The organism is Treponema succinifaciens DSM 2489 (genome assembly GCF_000195275.1).
Classification (GTDB): domain Bacteria; phylum Spirochaetota; class Spirochaetia; order Treponematales; family Treponemataceae; genus Treponema_D; species Treponema_D succinifaciens.
The window spans coordinates 1207996-1222993 of record NC_015385.1; the positions used below are offsets into that span (position 1 = coordinate 1207996).

Annotated in this window: 9 protein-coding genes; 4 read left to right on the forward strand and 5 right to left on the reverse strand. The window is 37.4% G+C overall.

Annotated features, from left to right (window positions below; genetic code table 11):
- The first annotated feature begins 97 nt into the window (after positions 1–97).
- A complete protein-coding gene (locus tag TRESU_RS05775) occupies positions 98–910 on the forward strand; it encodes a type III pantothenate kinase (protein WP_245535716.1) in 813 nt (270 codons plus the stop codon).
- Positions 911–921: 11 nt separating this feature from the next.
- Here the strand turns inward: TRESU_RS05775 and TRESU_RS05780 are convergent, their stop codons facing one another.
- On the reverse strand, positions 922–2079 hold the full coding sequence (locus tag TRESU_RS05780) for an N-acetylneuraminate synthase family protein (RefSeq protein WP_013701337.1): 1158 nt from the start codon (positions 2077–2079) through the stop codon (positions 922–924).
- 560 nt (positions 2080–2639) lie between these two features.
- Here TRESU_RS05780 and ileS point away from each other — a divergent pair.
- From ileS to TRESU_RS05795, 3 genes are read left to right on the forward strand one after another with little or no spacing between them, the layout of a single operon-like run.
- Entirely contained in the window at positions 2640–5822 is a 3183-nt protein-coding gene (ileS, locus tag TRESU_RS05785; RefSeq protein ID WP_013701338.1) for an isoleucine--tRNA ligase, read from the forward strand.
- Between the two features lie 30 nt (positions 5823–5852).
- Entirely contained in the window at positions 5853–6791 is a 939-nt protein-coding gene (locus tag TRESU_RS05790; RefSeq protein ID WP_013701339.1) for a hypothetical protein, read from the forward strand.
- Positions 6788–7396, forward strand: a complete 609-nt coding sequence (locus TRESU_RS05795; protein ID WP_013701340.1) for a tetratricopeptide repeat protein — start codon at positions 6788–6790, stop codon at positions 7394–7396. Before TRESU_RS05790 ends, TRESU_RS05795 begins: the two co-directional genes overlap by 4 nt.
- Before the next feature lie 6 nt (positions 7397–7402).
- Here the strand turns inward: TRESU_RS05795 and TRESU_RS05800 are convergent, their stop codons facing one another.
- The 4 genes from TRESU_RS05800 to TRESU_RS05815 form a co-directional block, all read right to left on the reverse strand.
- Complete coding sequence (locus TRESU_RS05800) at positions 7403–8746, reverse strand: hypothetical protein (protein ID WP_013701341.1); 1344 nt, start codon at positions 8744–8746, stop codon at positions 7403–7405.
- Positions 8747–8751: 5 nt separating this feature from the next.
- On the reverse strand, positions 8752–10239 hold the full coding sequence (locus TRESU_RS05805) for a 6-hydroxymethylpterin diphosphokinase MptE-like protein (protein ID WP_013701342.1): 1488 nt from the start codon (positions 10237–10239) through the stop codon (positions 8752–8754).
- Positions 10236–11741 carry a 6-hydroxymethylpterin diphosphokinase MptE-like protein gene (locus tag TRESU_RS05810; RefSeq protein WP_013701343.1) on the reverse strand — a complete coding sequence of 502 codons (1506 nt, stop codon included), beginning with the start codon at positions 11739–11741 and terminating at the stop codon, positions 10236–10238. Before TRESU_RS05810 ends, TRESU_RS05805 begins: the two co-directional genes overlap by 4 nt.
- An 89-nt stretch (positions 11742–11830) precedes the next feature.
- Positions 11831–14854, reverse strand: coding sequence for a midas domain-containing protein (locus tag TRESU_RS05815; RefSeq protein WP_013701344.1), 3024 nt, complete (start codon positions 14852–14854; stop codon positions 11831–11833).
- Positions 14855–14998: the final 144 nt, after the last annotated feature.

Here is a 14998-nt window from a genome sequence, read left to right on the forward strand (position 1 = left end):
TATTTTGGCAATTGTTGGCTTCATTTATATTTTTGCCTTGCTTGAAAAAAAAATGCAAATGCAATATTTTTAATAAAATGGAACGTATTGCTGGAGGATGAAATTGCTTTTTGCGGTGGATATTGGAAACACAAATATTGTCGCAGCTATCTTTGATGGCGATAAAATTGCTGTTCAGTGGCGCATTGCAACTGATTCAAGACGTACAGGAGATGAATATACTTCTATTTTGCTTACGCTTTGCAGGGAAGCCGGGATCCAGATAAAGTTTCTTGAAAAAAGCATTATAAGTTCTGTTGTTCCTGCCTTGATTGGGCCTTTTGTTATTGTATGCCAGCATCTGTGCGGAAAAAATCCGTTTATCTTGTCTTCTGACCTTGCCTATAGCGGACGTCTTCCTGTCAGGCTTGATTCAGCTTCGCCTCATACAAATATTGGAACAGATTTGCTTTGCAATGCGGTGAGCGCCTGGAATTTATTTGAAGGAAAAGGTCCTGTTATTGCGGTTGACTTTGGGACGGCTCTGACTTTAACTGTCGCTGATTCAGGCGGAACAATCCGTGGTGTTACTATTTCTCCTGGGTTGGGAACTGCTATAAAAGCCTTGGCGACCAATGCGGCCCAGCTTCCGTTTGTTTCTTTGGAAGCTCCGTCTTCAAGCCTTGGAATGAATACAGAAACTGCAATTCAGGCAGGTGTTGTTCTTGGATACAAGGGTCTTGTTGAATATCTGGTTCTCCAAGTTAAGGCTGACCTTGAAAAACTTACAGGCGACAAGGCTGAAACTGTAAAAGTTGTTGCAACAGGCGGACTTAACAAAGTTCTAAAGCCAATTACAGATGTGTTTACTGTTGTTGACAAAGATTTGACAATCCGCGGACTTAAGATTATTTCTGATTTGGTGTTGTAGAAATCTGTTTTTTACCTTTGGATAAAGTCTTCCCACTTGACTCCATCGCCTGAGCGCACCTCTTTTTCCAGTATAGAGCCTTCTATTGTGGAGAAATATTCAGGGCTTATTCCGGGTGAAAGAATTTTTTCTGTCCGCAGTACGGAAATGTCGTCCGGCTGTATTCTGCTTCCTTTTTTTAGTGAACGCATATAGTGAAGGGAGCGGTTTGTTCTTCCGTAGTTTTCTTCTTCTGCCGGAGCAAGTCTTTTTATTCCTGTTCCCAACGCCGCTGTGATTTTTTCACTTGGAAATTCGTATTCAAGCTGTTTAAGAATCTCCTTTTCAGCTGCATTTTCTAAGTTTTCTTTTACGGCTTTTCCTTCTTTTTTATAGCGTTCTTGTATTGAAATCGCCTGCTTGACAGAATGAACCATTACAGCAAACTGCTCAGGTTCAAGAGCCACAGGATCGTCTAGTCCGCTGTCTTTTTTGCTTAGCGTAATGTGCTTTTCAATTATGCTTCCTCCCATAAGAACTGTAAGAACAGGGACTAAAACTGGATCAAGGCTGTGGTCGCTTATTCCTGTTGGAATCCCAAATATTTGGCGTAGAGTTTTTACACATTTTATGTTGTATTGTTCTTCTGGCGCAGGATAGAAAGTTATGCAGTGAAGCAAAGTTAAGTCTGGAAAGGATTTTTCATTTGCGCAAGGTTCTTTTTTATTTTGGATTATTTGAATTGCTTTTTCTATGTCGCCCAGCTTGGAAACTCCGCTTGAAATGATAATTGGAATTTTCTGATAATAATCTGCGCATTTGTGTAAAAGCGGAAAATGATTCAGTTCTGGACTTGCGATTTTTATCGCGTCTGGATTAAGTTTTGCAAGCTCTTCAAAAGATTTTGTTCCGAAAGGTGAGCAGGCGAATAAAAGTCCTTTTTTATGTGAATATTCAAGGCATTTTTTGTAGAAATCGGAAGAGCATTCAAGTTGCTTGAATGTGTCATAAAGCCGGGTTTTTCCTCCAGGCAAATTTACAAATCCTGTGTCTGGATGCAAAATCTCATCGGCATAAACCCATTGGAATTTTACGCAGTCTGCACCTGCAAAAGCGGCCGCGTCAATAAGTTCATGTGCTTTATCTAAAGAACCTGCGTGCGCAGTTCCAATCTCAGCGATTATCTTCATGCCTTTGATTATAATTGTTCAGCATTTGAAATTCAACAGAATGAAATTTAAAGCAAAAAGGGGATGTCTAATAAGTTCTAAATGTCATTGTCGTACCTGATACTTCGATGTTTGCATAGCAAACTCGGTTAACAATCTCTAAATGATTGCAATATATGCATTTAGATTTTCGGGTCAGGCTCGAAAATGACAAAAAGGATACTTTTGGGACATCCCCATAGTGGAGCTGTTGTCTGGACAGCTAAAAAAGGATTTTCCTCCGTTTAGATTTCCACTGTAAAAAGTTTATATTTGGAATTCCAATTCCGACATATAGAAATTAACTGGAATTAAAAAGATATTTGTGTTTTTGGTTGAAATTATCTGCTAAAAAACTATTTTTGAATTTTTCTTGTTTTATAGATTATTTTGATTCAATTTGATATAATGAAACGAGTTTTAAAATTCGTCTGATTTTTGAAACTTCTTCATATATTCTTTTTGGTTCTGTTGTTTTTGCATTCAGGCTAAAGAATTTTGTGCTAAAATTTATTTATAATTTTATAAAAGGACGGAATGTGATGTACAATCCTGTAGATTCAAAAGCTGATTTTCCGAAGCAGGAAGAAAAAATCTTAAAATTCTGGGAAGAAAACGAAACTTTTAAAAAGTCTGTTTCGCAGAGAGAAGGTGCGGAGGAATATGTTTTTTATGACGGACCTCCTTTTGCAACTGGACTTCCTCATTTTGGTCATTTTATTCCGTCTACAATAAAAGATATAATTCCGCGTTATCAGACAATGAAAGGAAAGAAAGTTGAGCGCAGGTTCGGCTGGGACTGCCATGGTCTTCCTGTTGAAAATCTGATAGAAAAAGAGCTTGGAATAAACTCTAAGCACGAGATTGAAGCTTACGGTGTTGCAAATTTCAATGAAAAATGCCGCGCTTCTGTTTTGAAATACACTTCAGAATGGCGCAAGACGATTACCCGAATGGGACGCTGGGTTGATTTTGACAATGACTACAAGACAATGGATCCTGACTTTATGGAGTCAATTTGGTGGGTTGCAAAATCTCTTTGGGACAAAGGCATGGTTTATGAGGGAAAGTACATCCTTCCTTATTGTCCAAGATGCGCGACTGTTCTTTCTACGCATGAACTTGCCCAAGGCTACAAAGAAAAGCAGGATCCGGCGATTACAATCCGTTTTAGAGTAACAAAAGCTCCGGTTACATTTGAAGATTCAGAAATGGAAAACGGAAACACTTATTTTCTTGCCTGGACAACAACTCCATGGACGCTTCCTTCTAACGAGGGGCTTTGCATGGGTCCTGATATCGAGTATGTGAAAATAAAAGACAAGGAAAGCGGGGACTTTTATATTTTGGCAGAAAGCCGCCTTTCAGCATATTACAAGAATGAAGCTGATTATGAAGTTATTTATAGGAAAAGCGGAAAAGATTTTCTTGGCGCAAAGTACGAGCCTCTTTTTCCGTATTTCAAGGACTTGGATGTAAAGGAAGACGGAAGTGATGGTGCTTTCAGAATGTTTAATGCCGACTATGTTTCAACGGAAGACGGAACTGGAATTGTACATATTGCTCCTGCGTTCGGTGAAGAAGACTCTAAGGTTTTCAAGGGAACCGGAATTCCTTCTGTTGAGCCGATGGATGCTGAATGTAAATTTACAAAAGAAGTTACAGATTATGCAGGACGCTTTGTAAAAGACTGTGACAAAGACATAATGGATCGCTTGAAGAAAGAAGGCAAGCTTGTCAAGCGCGATACAGTTGTTCACCAGTATCCGCATTGCTGGAGATGCGGTTCTCCTTTAATTTACAGAGGAATCGGTTCTTGGTTTGTAAAGGTTGCTGATGAACATGAACGCCTTTTAAAGGCAAATTCCCAGATAAAATGGCAGCCGGCGCACATAAAAGAAGGCCGTTTTGGAAAATGGCTTGCTGGTGCTAGAGACTGGGCAATCAGCCGAAACCGCTACTGGGGAAATCCTATCCCAATTTGGAAATGTTCTGACTGTAACGATGCTTTGTGTGTAGGCTCAAGAAAAGAACTTGAAGAGCTTAGCGGAGTTTATCCTGAAGATTTGCATAAGCAGTTTGTTGATAAAATAACCATCCCTTGCAAAAAATGCGGCGGAACAATGAAACGCATTCCAGAAGTTTTTGACTGCTGGTTTGAATCTGGTTCAATGCCTTATGCGCAGCAGCATTATCCTTTTGAAAACAAGGAATATTTTGAAAGTCATTTCCCGGCTGATTTTATAAGCGAAGGTCTTGATCAGACACGCGGATGGTTCTATACACTTACTGTTCTTGCTTCAAATCTTTTTGACAAGCCGGCGTTTAAAAACTGCATTGTAAATGGAATTGTTCTTGCAAGCGACGGAAGAAAAATGTCCAAGAGCTTGCGCAATTATACAGATCCTAATGAAGCTATTAATAAGCTGAGCGCGGATGCAATCCGTCTTTTCCTTATGCATTCAGCAGTTGTAAAAGCTGATGAAATCCGTTATTCGGATGAAGGTGTACGTGATGTAATAAAAAGCATAATTCTTCCGCTTTGGAATTCCTATTCATTCTTTGTTCAGTATGCGAATATCGATGGAGTTACTTGCACTGGGCATGAGTTTGATTATAAGATTCCTGAAAATCCTCTTGACCGCTGGATTCTTTCGGTTGCTCAGAAAATGGTAAAAGATGTTTCTTCTGCGTTGGATGATTATGACCTTAGCGCGGCAATTGATCCTATGCTTTCTTTTATTGATCAGATTAACAACTGGTACATCCGCAGAAACAGAAGGCGTTTCTGGAAGGCTGGAAGCGATGCTGACAAACTTGAGGCTTACGGTGCTCTTTATTCCGCTTTGAAAACATTTGCGCTTGTTGCCGCTCCGTTTATTCCGTTCCTTTCCGAAGAACTGTGGCAGAACTTAAAAACTTCTGAAGACAAAGAATCTGTTCATTTAATGGATTATCCTGTTTACAATGAAAAATTCCGCGATGAAGATCTTGAGTTTAAAATGGCTAGCGTTCAAAAAGCTGTTTCAATGGGAAGAAGCCTTCGCAATCAGTTTAACTTGAAGAACCGCCAGCCGCTTGCAAGTGTGGCTCTTGTTACACGCAATGCTGAAGAGAAAAAAGTTCTTTCAGATATGCAGAATACAATCGCCGAAGAATTGAATGTTAAGAATGTAATTTTCCATGAGCGCGAGGATGAGCTTGTTGAATACAAGGCAAAGGCAAATTTCAGAGTTCTTGGAAAACAGCTTGGCGGAAAAATGAAGGCTGCCGCTGCTGAAATTTCAAGGCTTTCAACTGAACAGATTGAGCAGATTCTTGACGGAAAAACTGTTGCTATAAAAGTTGACGGCGAAGATGTTTCTTTGAATCAGGAAAATGTTCTTGTTGAGCGTTTTGAAAAAGAAGATTTAAAAGTTATAAATGACGGAACTTTGACAGTCGGACTTGATACAAAAATTACTGACGAGCTAAAGAAAGAAGGCTACGTGCGTGATTTAATTCGTGGAATTCAGAATCTTAGAAAAGAAAGCGGCTTTGAAGTTACAGACCGGATTGCTCTTTCTGTTGGCGGCTCTGAAGTTTTGAAATCCGCATTTGAAATGTTCAAGGATTTTATATCCGGAGAAACTCTTGCGTCTTCTGCTGTTTGGAGTGAAAATATTTTTGGAACTGAAATTGACTGCGAAGATGCAAGGTGGACTGTTTCTGTAAAGAAAATTTAAATTCGTTCTTGTTGAAAATTGGAGGCTGATTTGAAAAAGAAACTTGTTCCTGTTCTTATTGCGGTGCTGCTTTTCGTTGGATGCAAATCTTCTAAAGTAGAGATTGAAGTTCAAAATGTTGATCCGCTTTCTTTGCTTGAAGAAAATTCCAGCATTTATATGAGCGTTCCTGCAAGCAAAAATCAGGAGCTTGTTTCAAAAATTCTTTGCTCCAAAATTTCGGGGCTTGCAGAAAAAGACGCAAGAGCCATTGCTGCAAGAACAGAAATTTTATATGCCGGGCTTGGAACTGTGGATGACCGCTCTCGTCTTCAGATTGTATCAGAAACATCAATTCCCCGCATTGTTGTTCAGTCGTCGCTTTCAAAGAAAAATGGCTGGGAAAAATCTTTTGTCTCTTATTATGAAAAAGTATTTGAAAAGTTTACTCATGCGTCGGACGGATTTCAGGCTTCGTTTCCTTCTTCAAATTTGGTTTGCGCATCTCAAAATGTTGATTTGCTTCTAAAAAAATTTGCAGAAAATAATCCTGCTCCAGAAACAGCTTGGAAAAATTGGATTGCACAAGATTTGTCTCAAGGTGAAATTCTTTTTTACATAACAAAGCCTGGTCAATATTTAAGAAGCCTGATAGGGCAGAGCATAAATGTTGGAACTGATGCTATTTTCGGCTCTCTTTGTTATTTTCCTGATAAAAAAGATTCCGCTAAATATTCTGGAAAATATGAGCTTTCTTTCAGCATTCATTTACTGGATAAAAGAAGTGTAGTTGCATTGCGTTCTTTGCTTGGACTTTCTTTTGCAATGACGGGTGGCGCAGTTGAACAGACTGATGACTTTACTTTGAGAATTTCCGGAATTGAAATTTCAGAAAACAAAATTGAAGAATTGTTTTTGCGAGATCCGATTACTGGAAAACATTATAAAGTTGTAGATGACAAAGTTATTGAAGAATCTGTAAAAAAATGAAAATTCAAAGTTTTCTTTTTTTGATGCTCTCGTTTGTCTTTTGCAGATGCGCAACTTCCATTCCTTGTGAAAAAAAAGTCATAGAAAGAAATCTTTTTGAAGAGTATTTTTCAATAGCTGAAAATTATAAAAACTTGGAAAATTACAGCAAAGCCATTGAGTATTATAAAAAAACTTTGACATCAGATTCTTTGAATGACTATGCTTTTTATGAAATTGCGCTTTGCAATGTTTACTTAAAAAACTGGGATGAAGCGCAGTCTTCTTTTGAACAGCTTTTGCAAAATGATTTAGAAAACACGACTTTGAAAACTTCTTTGGCTTATATAGAAGCTATGCGCGGCAATTTAGAAGAAGCTGAAAATTTGTATTCCTATCTTTATGAAAATAATTCAGATGATTCTTCAATTCTAAAAAATCTTATCGCAGTTCTTGTCTCTGAAAAAAAATATGAAGAGGCGAATGAAAAATTTAAAATATTTGAAGAAAAGTTCCCAGATGAAGAATCTATTCCAGCTATAAAGAAAAAACTGGAAGAACTTTTGCCAGTGCAAAATGCTGAATATGAACAAGAAGCATCTTCTGTTGAAGAAGAAATGGAATAATTTCTTTTATTCTTCCTGTTTGTTCTCTGTGCTTTCGTTTTCTCCTTTTTGTTCAGAAGATGCTGTTGCTTCTTCTTGAAATGATTCAGACGCTAGAAAATCTTTATATCTTTCAGGATTAACTCTAAATGCAATTATAGGTGAATCTGCATCGGCTCTGTTCAAGGCTTCTTCGCTTTCGTTTGCAAGCCGTGTTGCAGAAATCAGACGTAATGTCCGTGATGAAATTCCAATTCCCACAAAACGCTGCTCATTGTATTTTGAAAGAACTGATGTTATTTCTGTATGAAGATCTCCTGCAATCACAAGCGATTTATCTGTGTTCTGATTCTGGAAAATTGCGCTTGCTCCGTCTTCTTTATAATTGAAAACAAGGTCATTGAATTTTACTTTTTCAAGAATCGTTTTGCTGATTTCTTTTCCACATTCAGAATCCCAGTCAATGTTCTTGATTTTTATTGTAAACAGTGACAAGTCCTGGTCACTTGAAGCAGATCTTATAAGCTCGCTGTCAAGGCGTGTGAGCATATATTGTTCCCAGCCAAATCCTGTGCTAGGACAGAAAAGTCCTGCTGGCTCTTCCGCGAAATCTTCATGTTTGTCTTCTAAAAGTTCAGGCTCGCTGTTTGTTTCTTTTTCTGGCTCAGAATTTAAAAATGCCAAAACATCTTCTTCTTGCTCTTGCGGAGCTTCTTCTTGTTCTATGATATTTTCTGAAGTTTCCCCGTTTTCATCATTTGTTTTTTCTTCAGCATTTTGTTCTTCTTTTTCTTCTGAAAAATCATCGTAGGATTCTATTTCTGGATATTCAGTTTGCTCCAAATCATCGTTTTCTGATTCTTTTGGAAAAGTTCCATTCTTTATGAAGAATGCAAGATGTGCTGCTGTTGCTAACGTTGCAATTATTACAACTATAAAAGCGATTCGGCCTTTGTAAAAAATTGAGACAGGCTTGAGCAAATATATAGAAGCTGTGAGCGAAAGCGGAATTCCATTTTCAGTGAAAACTGTTGTTGAATAAATTTTTACAAGTGAAGAATTTATTTTTTCAAATTCCGACATTTTTCCAGGATAAGAAAAAATCAGCTCTTCGCCATATTTAATTTGAAGCCCTGCTATGTCTGAAATATTTCCGAGTGAAGCTAGAAATTCATCGTAAAACTTTTTGCTTTGCGGTGCGTAGTTTTTGCTGATTCTGCTTAAATCCCTTGTAATCGAATTGAATCTATTCTGGGAATTAAAAGCTCCCTGCTTATATTCTGCGGCTAACGCAATAATAAAAAACAGCAATGACAAAATGTATACGGCGCAAATTGTTGTTATAAAAATCGAATTTCTTTTTGCTCTCATAATCTTCAATTATATCGTAGAGCCTGATTGTATGCAAGTTTTAAATTGTCAAAAAGTGTGTTGTTTTTAAAAAAAGCAAGAATCGGTAAAATTGAAAGCCCCCAGTCGCTTTTCAAAATTACTTCCGGTTCAGGATTTTTTAAAAGTTCTTTTATTTTGTTTGTAAACTCTCTGTGAAAATCTGAATAATTGAAATTATTTTTTGTATTGAAATTTTCTGTTTCTATTTTTTTTTCTGAAATATAAATTCCATTTTTAAATTTAAATGAATTTTTTTCAGCCCATTCTTCAAGTGACTTTTTGTACCGCTTTAAAACTTCTGTTGTGAAAGAATTTTTTTGTCCTTGTATTTTTTCTAGTTCTGTTCTGAACATTAAAGCTATGTGTTTTTCTTCCGCGGAAATTAATCTATTTGATTTTGAAAAAAATTGTTTTTCAAGATAAGTTCCTTTTGTATATGGTTTGCCAAAGTTGTATGAAAAATCAGCTCCAAAGAATTTCAGCTTTTGAAATCCGCAGCTTTTTGCCCAGTCAGCCGCCGCAATTGTTACAGTTCCCGCTCCCGATTCAATTTTTTTTACATACATATTTTTCGTGGCAATAAGCGAAAGCGGATGCTGGTTTATACAAAACTGAATTTTGTTTTTTTTATTGTAGATGAAATATACAGATTCAGGATTTGAACATAAGTCAAAGACAAAAGTTGTTCTTGTTTCTTCGCCTGTGCAAAAAAAATGCTCGGAAGAAATGTGCTGCGCGTCAATGTTTATAACGACATCTGGAATTATTGAATTTTGAAGAAGCGTGCCAAATGCAGTGTCAGTTGAAATTACAAAAAAATCTCCATGCTTTATTTCTTCTATTGAAAAATCAAGCGTTGGACCTGCGGCCACTATTGCCGCTGTTTTTTTTATTTTGCCTTTTTTAATATTTGCTGAAAAAAAATTTTCATTCTTATGTTTTGAAATAAACTTTAAGTTTAACAAAATATTTCTTTGCCAGATTTTTCCAAGGTGCGCCTGAACAGAGTAATCCGCAGAAACTTTTTCAAGAAAGTTTTTTACAGTTGAAGAAATCTCTTGAGCTATTTGAGGGTTTTCATTTTTCCATGCTCTATGAAAAACTAGCGTTAGGTTTTTATAAAGCGCAGGAAAGTATTTCGTGCAAAGAATTTTTTCAAGATCCGATTTGTCGCATAGTATTGCCTTGTTGCATTCTGATATTTTTTTTACGGAAGAAAATTGCTTGCAAAATTCTAAGCTTTCAGAATCTGCTTCAACTGCAATTATAAGAGAAATGTTTTTTTCATTAAGAAGTTTTTCTATATGAAATCCGCCTGCGATTCCCGCGACTATGATGCAACCTTGCGTAGAAGATTCAAATAAAATTTGTTCTGCGTCAGGATTGTATTTTGAATTTGCAGGCTTTCCGTTTTTAAATAATGGAATTTTACTTCCGTTTTTTGCTTCGGCTATTTCTTTTGAATAAATCATATTGCAACATTTCTTCCTAGGGCTTTCATTATATCACAAAAAAATTTTTTCATTCCTTCTTGAATTCTTTTTTCAATTTTTTCTTTTTCGCACAAGTTTTTGCATCTTTCCAAAGCTATGGCTTCGGCGGGCAATGCATTTTTTATCCATTCTGGATTTGAAATATTTCTTATCACAATGTCGCGTAAAAAATTTATCCGTTGCTCTTTGTTGAAAATATTTTGTGTTTCAATTATTTGAGGTTTTGTTTTACTTTTGAAATCAAAAGTTTGTTTTTCAAAAAAAGTCCAGTCAACATCTTTTATTTTTCCAAGTTCAGAATCATATTTAAAATTGTCGCTTAGCCTGAAAATTCGTCCGAAAAAATCATTTGAAGAAAACCAGTTTTTGTAAATGTTAATGGAAACTGTATTTATTTCAGAAGAAAAATTACGAGTTTCGCTTGTGTGTGTTCTATTATCAAAAATTGAATTTCGTTTTTCAAGTTCATTCGGCTGTGTGTGTGAAAATCCTTTTGAAAATGAAAGGTCAAGTCCGCAGTAAAAGATTTTTCCGCTTGTAATCGACAACGAAAAATAAGCCGCGGTTCCACTTACGCTGCCATTTCTAAATGCTGAATGTCCGCTGTAGCCAGAAGCTTTTAAAATTTCTTCTGAACATCCGTCTCCATAAAATATCGGAATTATTTCAGTGTTTTCTAATATCGATGCAAAGCATGAGGCTTCTCCTGGTAATGCGAGCGGAATTTTTTTTGAATTACATAATGGGACAAGATGAAGTTTTGCCCAATATCCGCCGTCAGTTGAAATGCACAAATCCGGTGTGATTCCATTGAAAATGAGCGGAGAAAGAGATGATGAAACTGCTATTAAAAAAAATCTTTTCCTGTATTTTTTTAAAAATGGAATATCTGATTTTAAGCTTAATCCGCTTGCGCATACAACAATGTCTGATGTTCCGTTTTTTATCAGCGCAGTATTTTTACAGAACATTGAAAATCTAAGCGCATTTTTTGCCCATCTTTTGCTGAAAAAGGTTCTTGTCGCAAGCACGCTTCTGCCTTTTAAAACTGTTTTTTTTATTTCCTCCCATGAAAATTCGTAAAGCTCTTTAAATGGATTTTCACTTGGCTTCCATGAGAGAAAAAGACACGCTGAAATTCCTTCGTCTCCCATGAAGTTGAAAATTTCTTCTTCAAGAAGCGGATTTGTTTTTTGTGATTTTCCGTAGGCGTAAAAAATTTTATCCCAGCTTGAATTTGTGCTTTCAAATTCTTTTGAAAATCTTATGCAGCATAATATTGCATTGCTGAATTTTTTTTTAAGAAATGGAACACAGTAGGAAAGGGCAGGCTCTGTTACGAGCACATAACGTGGATGGAAAGAACAATCTACTGTGTTGCAAAAACGTTCGGCTTCTTTTGATGGATTGTAGGAAGAGTGCAGACGGAAACCATTTTCAGTGCAAGTTGTTTCACCGTTTGTTGCTGTTGAAAATTCCATCAATCTTTTTCTCCGTGTTTTATAAAAGCAGAGCCACATTTCCGACTGGAAACATGGCTCTTTTCAATCATATTCTTGATTTTTTTTTATTATGAAAGTCCAAGTTCTGCAAAAAGTTTTTTGTAAGTTTCAAACTGCTCTGACTGCGCAAATTCAGCAATCTTGTCTTCTGGAAGATTTTCCAAAAGCTGATCCATGTATGCAAGCACAGATTTTATTTCTGCTTTCATATCAGCCGGAATTTCATTTGAGCGGTCTTTGATTTCTGCTGGAGCTTCAGAAGAATTTTCTTGTGAAGTCTGAATTTCTGTTTCAGGTTCTGGAGCGGCTTCCCAATTTGTGAACACATTTTCTACTGGATGCTCGCTGATTCCTGTTTCAAGATTTTCATCTTCTGTTTCAGTTTCTTCTTCACGAAGTTCTTCAGGCACTTCACTTGTAAGATATTCAATGTTGTCTTCTGTGAGCGGCTCGTCTTCTATTTCAGTATTCTGAATGTTCAGCGATTCCAAAGTTGGCGAAGGAATATCTTCATCTGTTATGGTTGCTTTTTGGTTTTCTTGCTGAGCTGATTCTTCTGGTTGGTCTGCATTTTCTGGTTCCGAAACTTCTGATGATGTGTCTAGCTCTGGCTCAGCGATTTCTTCTGGCTCTGATGGCTCTGAAATTTCAGGCTCGGCGAAATCTTCTGTTGCGGCAGGAACTGTGATTTCTTCTTCCGGCTGTCCTTCTGGAATTTCTTTTTCTTCTGCTTCAACAGGCTCTTCAATTTCTTCAGTTGGCTCATTTGCTTCTTCTGTTTCAGTGTCGATTGTTTCTGCGTCATGCGAAGTGAATTCTGCTGAATTAAGAATGTTGCTAAGCTCATCTCCGCTCAACGCAATTGTGTCGTCTTCATCTGTATCATTGAAGAACCCTGTGTCTTCTTTTTCTGCTGCGGAAGGTTGTTTTGGTTCTGTAATTTCTTCTGCCGGCTGTTCTTCCGCTGGAATTTCTGTTTCTTCTATATTTTGAATTTCAGATGCCTTTTCAGAGGAAACTCCATTTTTCTTGAGCTCTTCAAATTCGTCTTTTAATCCGTTTATTTCAGATTTTAAAGAAGCAAGCTCTTCCGCAATTTTATTTAAGATTGCAGAATTGTCAATTTTTTCTTCATTCTGAAAATCTTCTGTCTGCATATTTTCCTCCAGTGGCTGCTCATTTTCATTTTGCTGAATTTCAGGGATTTCTTGAGCAGTTTCTTCTATTATATTTGTGTTTGAATTGTCTTTATAAGCAAATACGCTGTACGTCTGCTTTTCTTCTTCTGTTTCAGGATTTTCTGCTGAAAGTTCATCTGAAAGGGAAGCGGCCTCTTCTTCAAATGTGTCAGGAACTGCTGGTTCGGCTGGAGCTTCGGAAATGTTTTCCAAATCCTCTGGCGTTACAGTTACATCTGTCATGTCATAGTCAGGAGCTTCATCCAAATAAGAACTTACATCCAAATCATCTTTTTCTGCTTCTTGCTGCGGAATTTCTTCATCTGAATCTGCGATTTCTGGAGCTTCAAAAATATCTGGCTCTGGAAAATCTTCAACTGAAGTTTCATCTGCAATCTCCTGTTCTTCTGCGACTTCAGGTTCTTCTGCGACCGGCTCTTTTTTTTCTTCGCGCTGAATCAAAGTTCCGTCTTCATTGTAAGGACCTGTAACACCCGGACCTCCGTCTGTAAAGCCTTCTTCGCCCATAAAATCGTCCAGAGAAATTTCAGTGTCAGATGATTCTGGGGAAACGTTTTCTTCTTGCGGTTCTTCTAAGGCTTTTTCCGGCTGCTCAATTTCTGGTTCCGGCTCTTGAAAAGTTTCTGTTGCTGGAAAAACATCCGTGCTTTGTTCTGATGGAATTTCTTCAGCGACATCTGGTTCTTTTGCTTCTTTAGGAGTTTCGTTTGCTGAAAAATCTACAGTCTCTCCGTTTTCGTCTTCAATATTGTTAAAAATAGAATCAATGTCAAAGTTGTCATCTGGCGAAGAAAGGTCTGTTTCCTGTTCCTTTTGAACTGCTTTTTCTGAATCCTGAGAAATGTCAACTTGAATGTCGTCATCGTCAGAAGATTCCGCGGCGGATGCTTCTGTTTTTTCAGGCTTAGTTTCATTGTCGTCTTCAATGTCAACATTCATTTCGTAGTCAACTGGACCTGCAGGCTCTTTTTTCTCTTTTTCATCGCCTAAAACAGGATTCAAGTTTTCTGAATTATCTTCAAATCCAAAGTCCGAAAGGTCAATTTCTTCTGAATCAGTTGTTGAAGCCGCCGCAGGGGAAGGTGAAGTTTCTGGTTCTGTTTCCGGAAGTTCTGGCAACTCTGGAGATTCATCAGATAAATTTTCAAAAAGGGAATCAAAATCTTCTGAGTTATCTTCGGCTTCATTTTCTTTGGATTCTGTCTCGCTTCCATCAAGAACCGGCTCTTCAAAATCTAGGTCAATGTCAAGTGGATCTGCTTCTTCAATTTCTGCCTGTTCTTCTTTTTCGCCTTCAAAAGATGCTCCGTCCATAAAAGCGTCAAGGTCAATGTCGCCGTCTCCAAAGTCTGGTGAGCTTTTTGAATCTCCTCCCATGAATGCGCTTAAATCAACTTCGCCGTCTTGTGTTGGGGTGTCCGAACTGCTGTCCAAAAATGAATCTAAGTCTATTTCGCCATCTGGAATTTCTGTCGCTGGCTCTGGAACTTTTTCAGTTTCTTCTGTTTTTGTCTCTGCTGGTGTTTCTTCTACAGCAGGAACTTCTTCTGTTCCAGCTGGCTTTGGTTCTTCTGGAAGGGCGGTTTCAAAATCGTCAAAGCTGTTTAATTTGGAAATTTCATCTGCAATGGCTGCTTCTTCGTTGTTCGGAAGTTCTATGTCTTCAACAGCTGGAATTTCTTCTTGTTCTATGTCCACGGATTTTTCTAGGTCTTCTCCGATGCTCTGTTCAAGGGGAATTTCTGGAATTTCTATGTTTTCTAGTGAAAAATCGTCTGGCAGTTCTACAGGTTCCTGCGTTTGTGTTTCGTCTGTTTTTTCAACTGGCGCAGGGCTTTTTATCCATACACCGTATTCATCGAGTTCACTTTTGTTTTCTGGTGTTTCGCTCATGTAGAATCCCCTTTTAAAAATTGCATTTAAAAAAATTCTTATTAAATTATCGGCTTTATTATTATAAATCAGCACTCATATTTTACTATATATTGAAAAAAAATTCCACAGAAAAAAATTATATGTGCTGTTCAGTTTTGCGTT

Coding starts and splice junctions, on each gene's coding strand:
- TRESU_RS05775 (WP_245535716.1), top strand. CDS start 98: ATGAAATTGCTTTTTGCGGTGGATATTGGAAACACAAATATTGTCGCA.
- TRESU_RS05780 (WP_013701337.1), bottom strand. CDS start 2,079: ATGAAGATAATCGCTGAGATTGGAACTGCGCACGCAGGTTCTTTAGAT.
- ileS (WP_013701338.1), top strand. CDS start 2,640: ATGTACAATCCTGTAGATTCAAAAGCTGATTTTCCGAAGCAGGAAGAA.
- TRESU_RS05795 (WP_013701340.1), top strand. CDS start 6,788: ATGAAAATTCAAAGTTTTCTTTTTTTGATGCTCTCGTTTGTCTTTTGC.
- TRESU_RS05800 (WP_013701341.1), bottom strand. CDS start 8,746: ATGAGAGCAAAAAGAAATTCGATTTTTATAACAACAATTTGCGCCGTA.
- TRESU_RS05805 (WP_013701342.1), bottom strand. CDS start 10,239: ATGATTTATTCAAAAGAAATAGCCGAAGCAAAAAACGGAAGTAAAATT.
- TRESU_RS05810 (WP_013701343.1), bottom strand. CDS start 11,741: ATGGAATTTTCAACAGCAACAAACGGTGAAACAACTTGCACTGAAAAT.
- TRESU_RS05815 (WP_013701344.1), bottom strand. CDS start 14,854: ATGAGCGAAACACCAGAAAACAAAAGTGAACTCGATGAATACGGTGTA.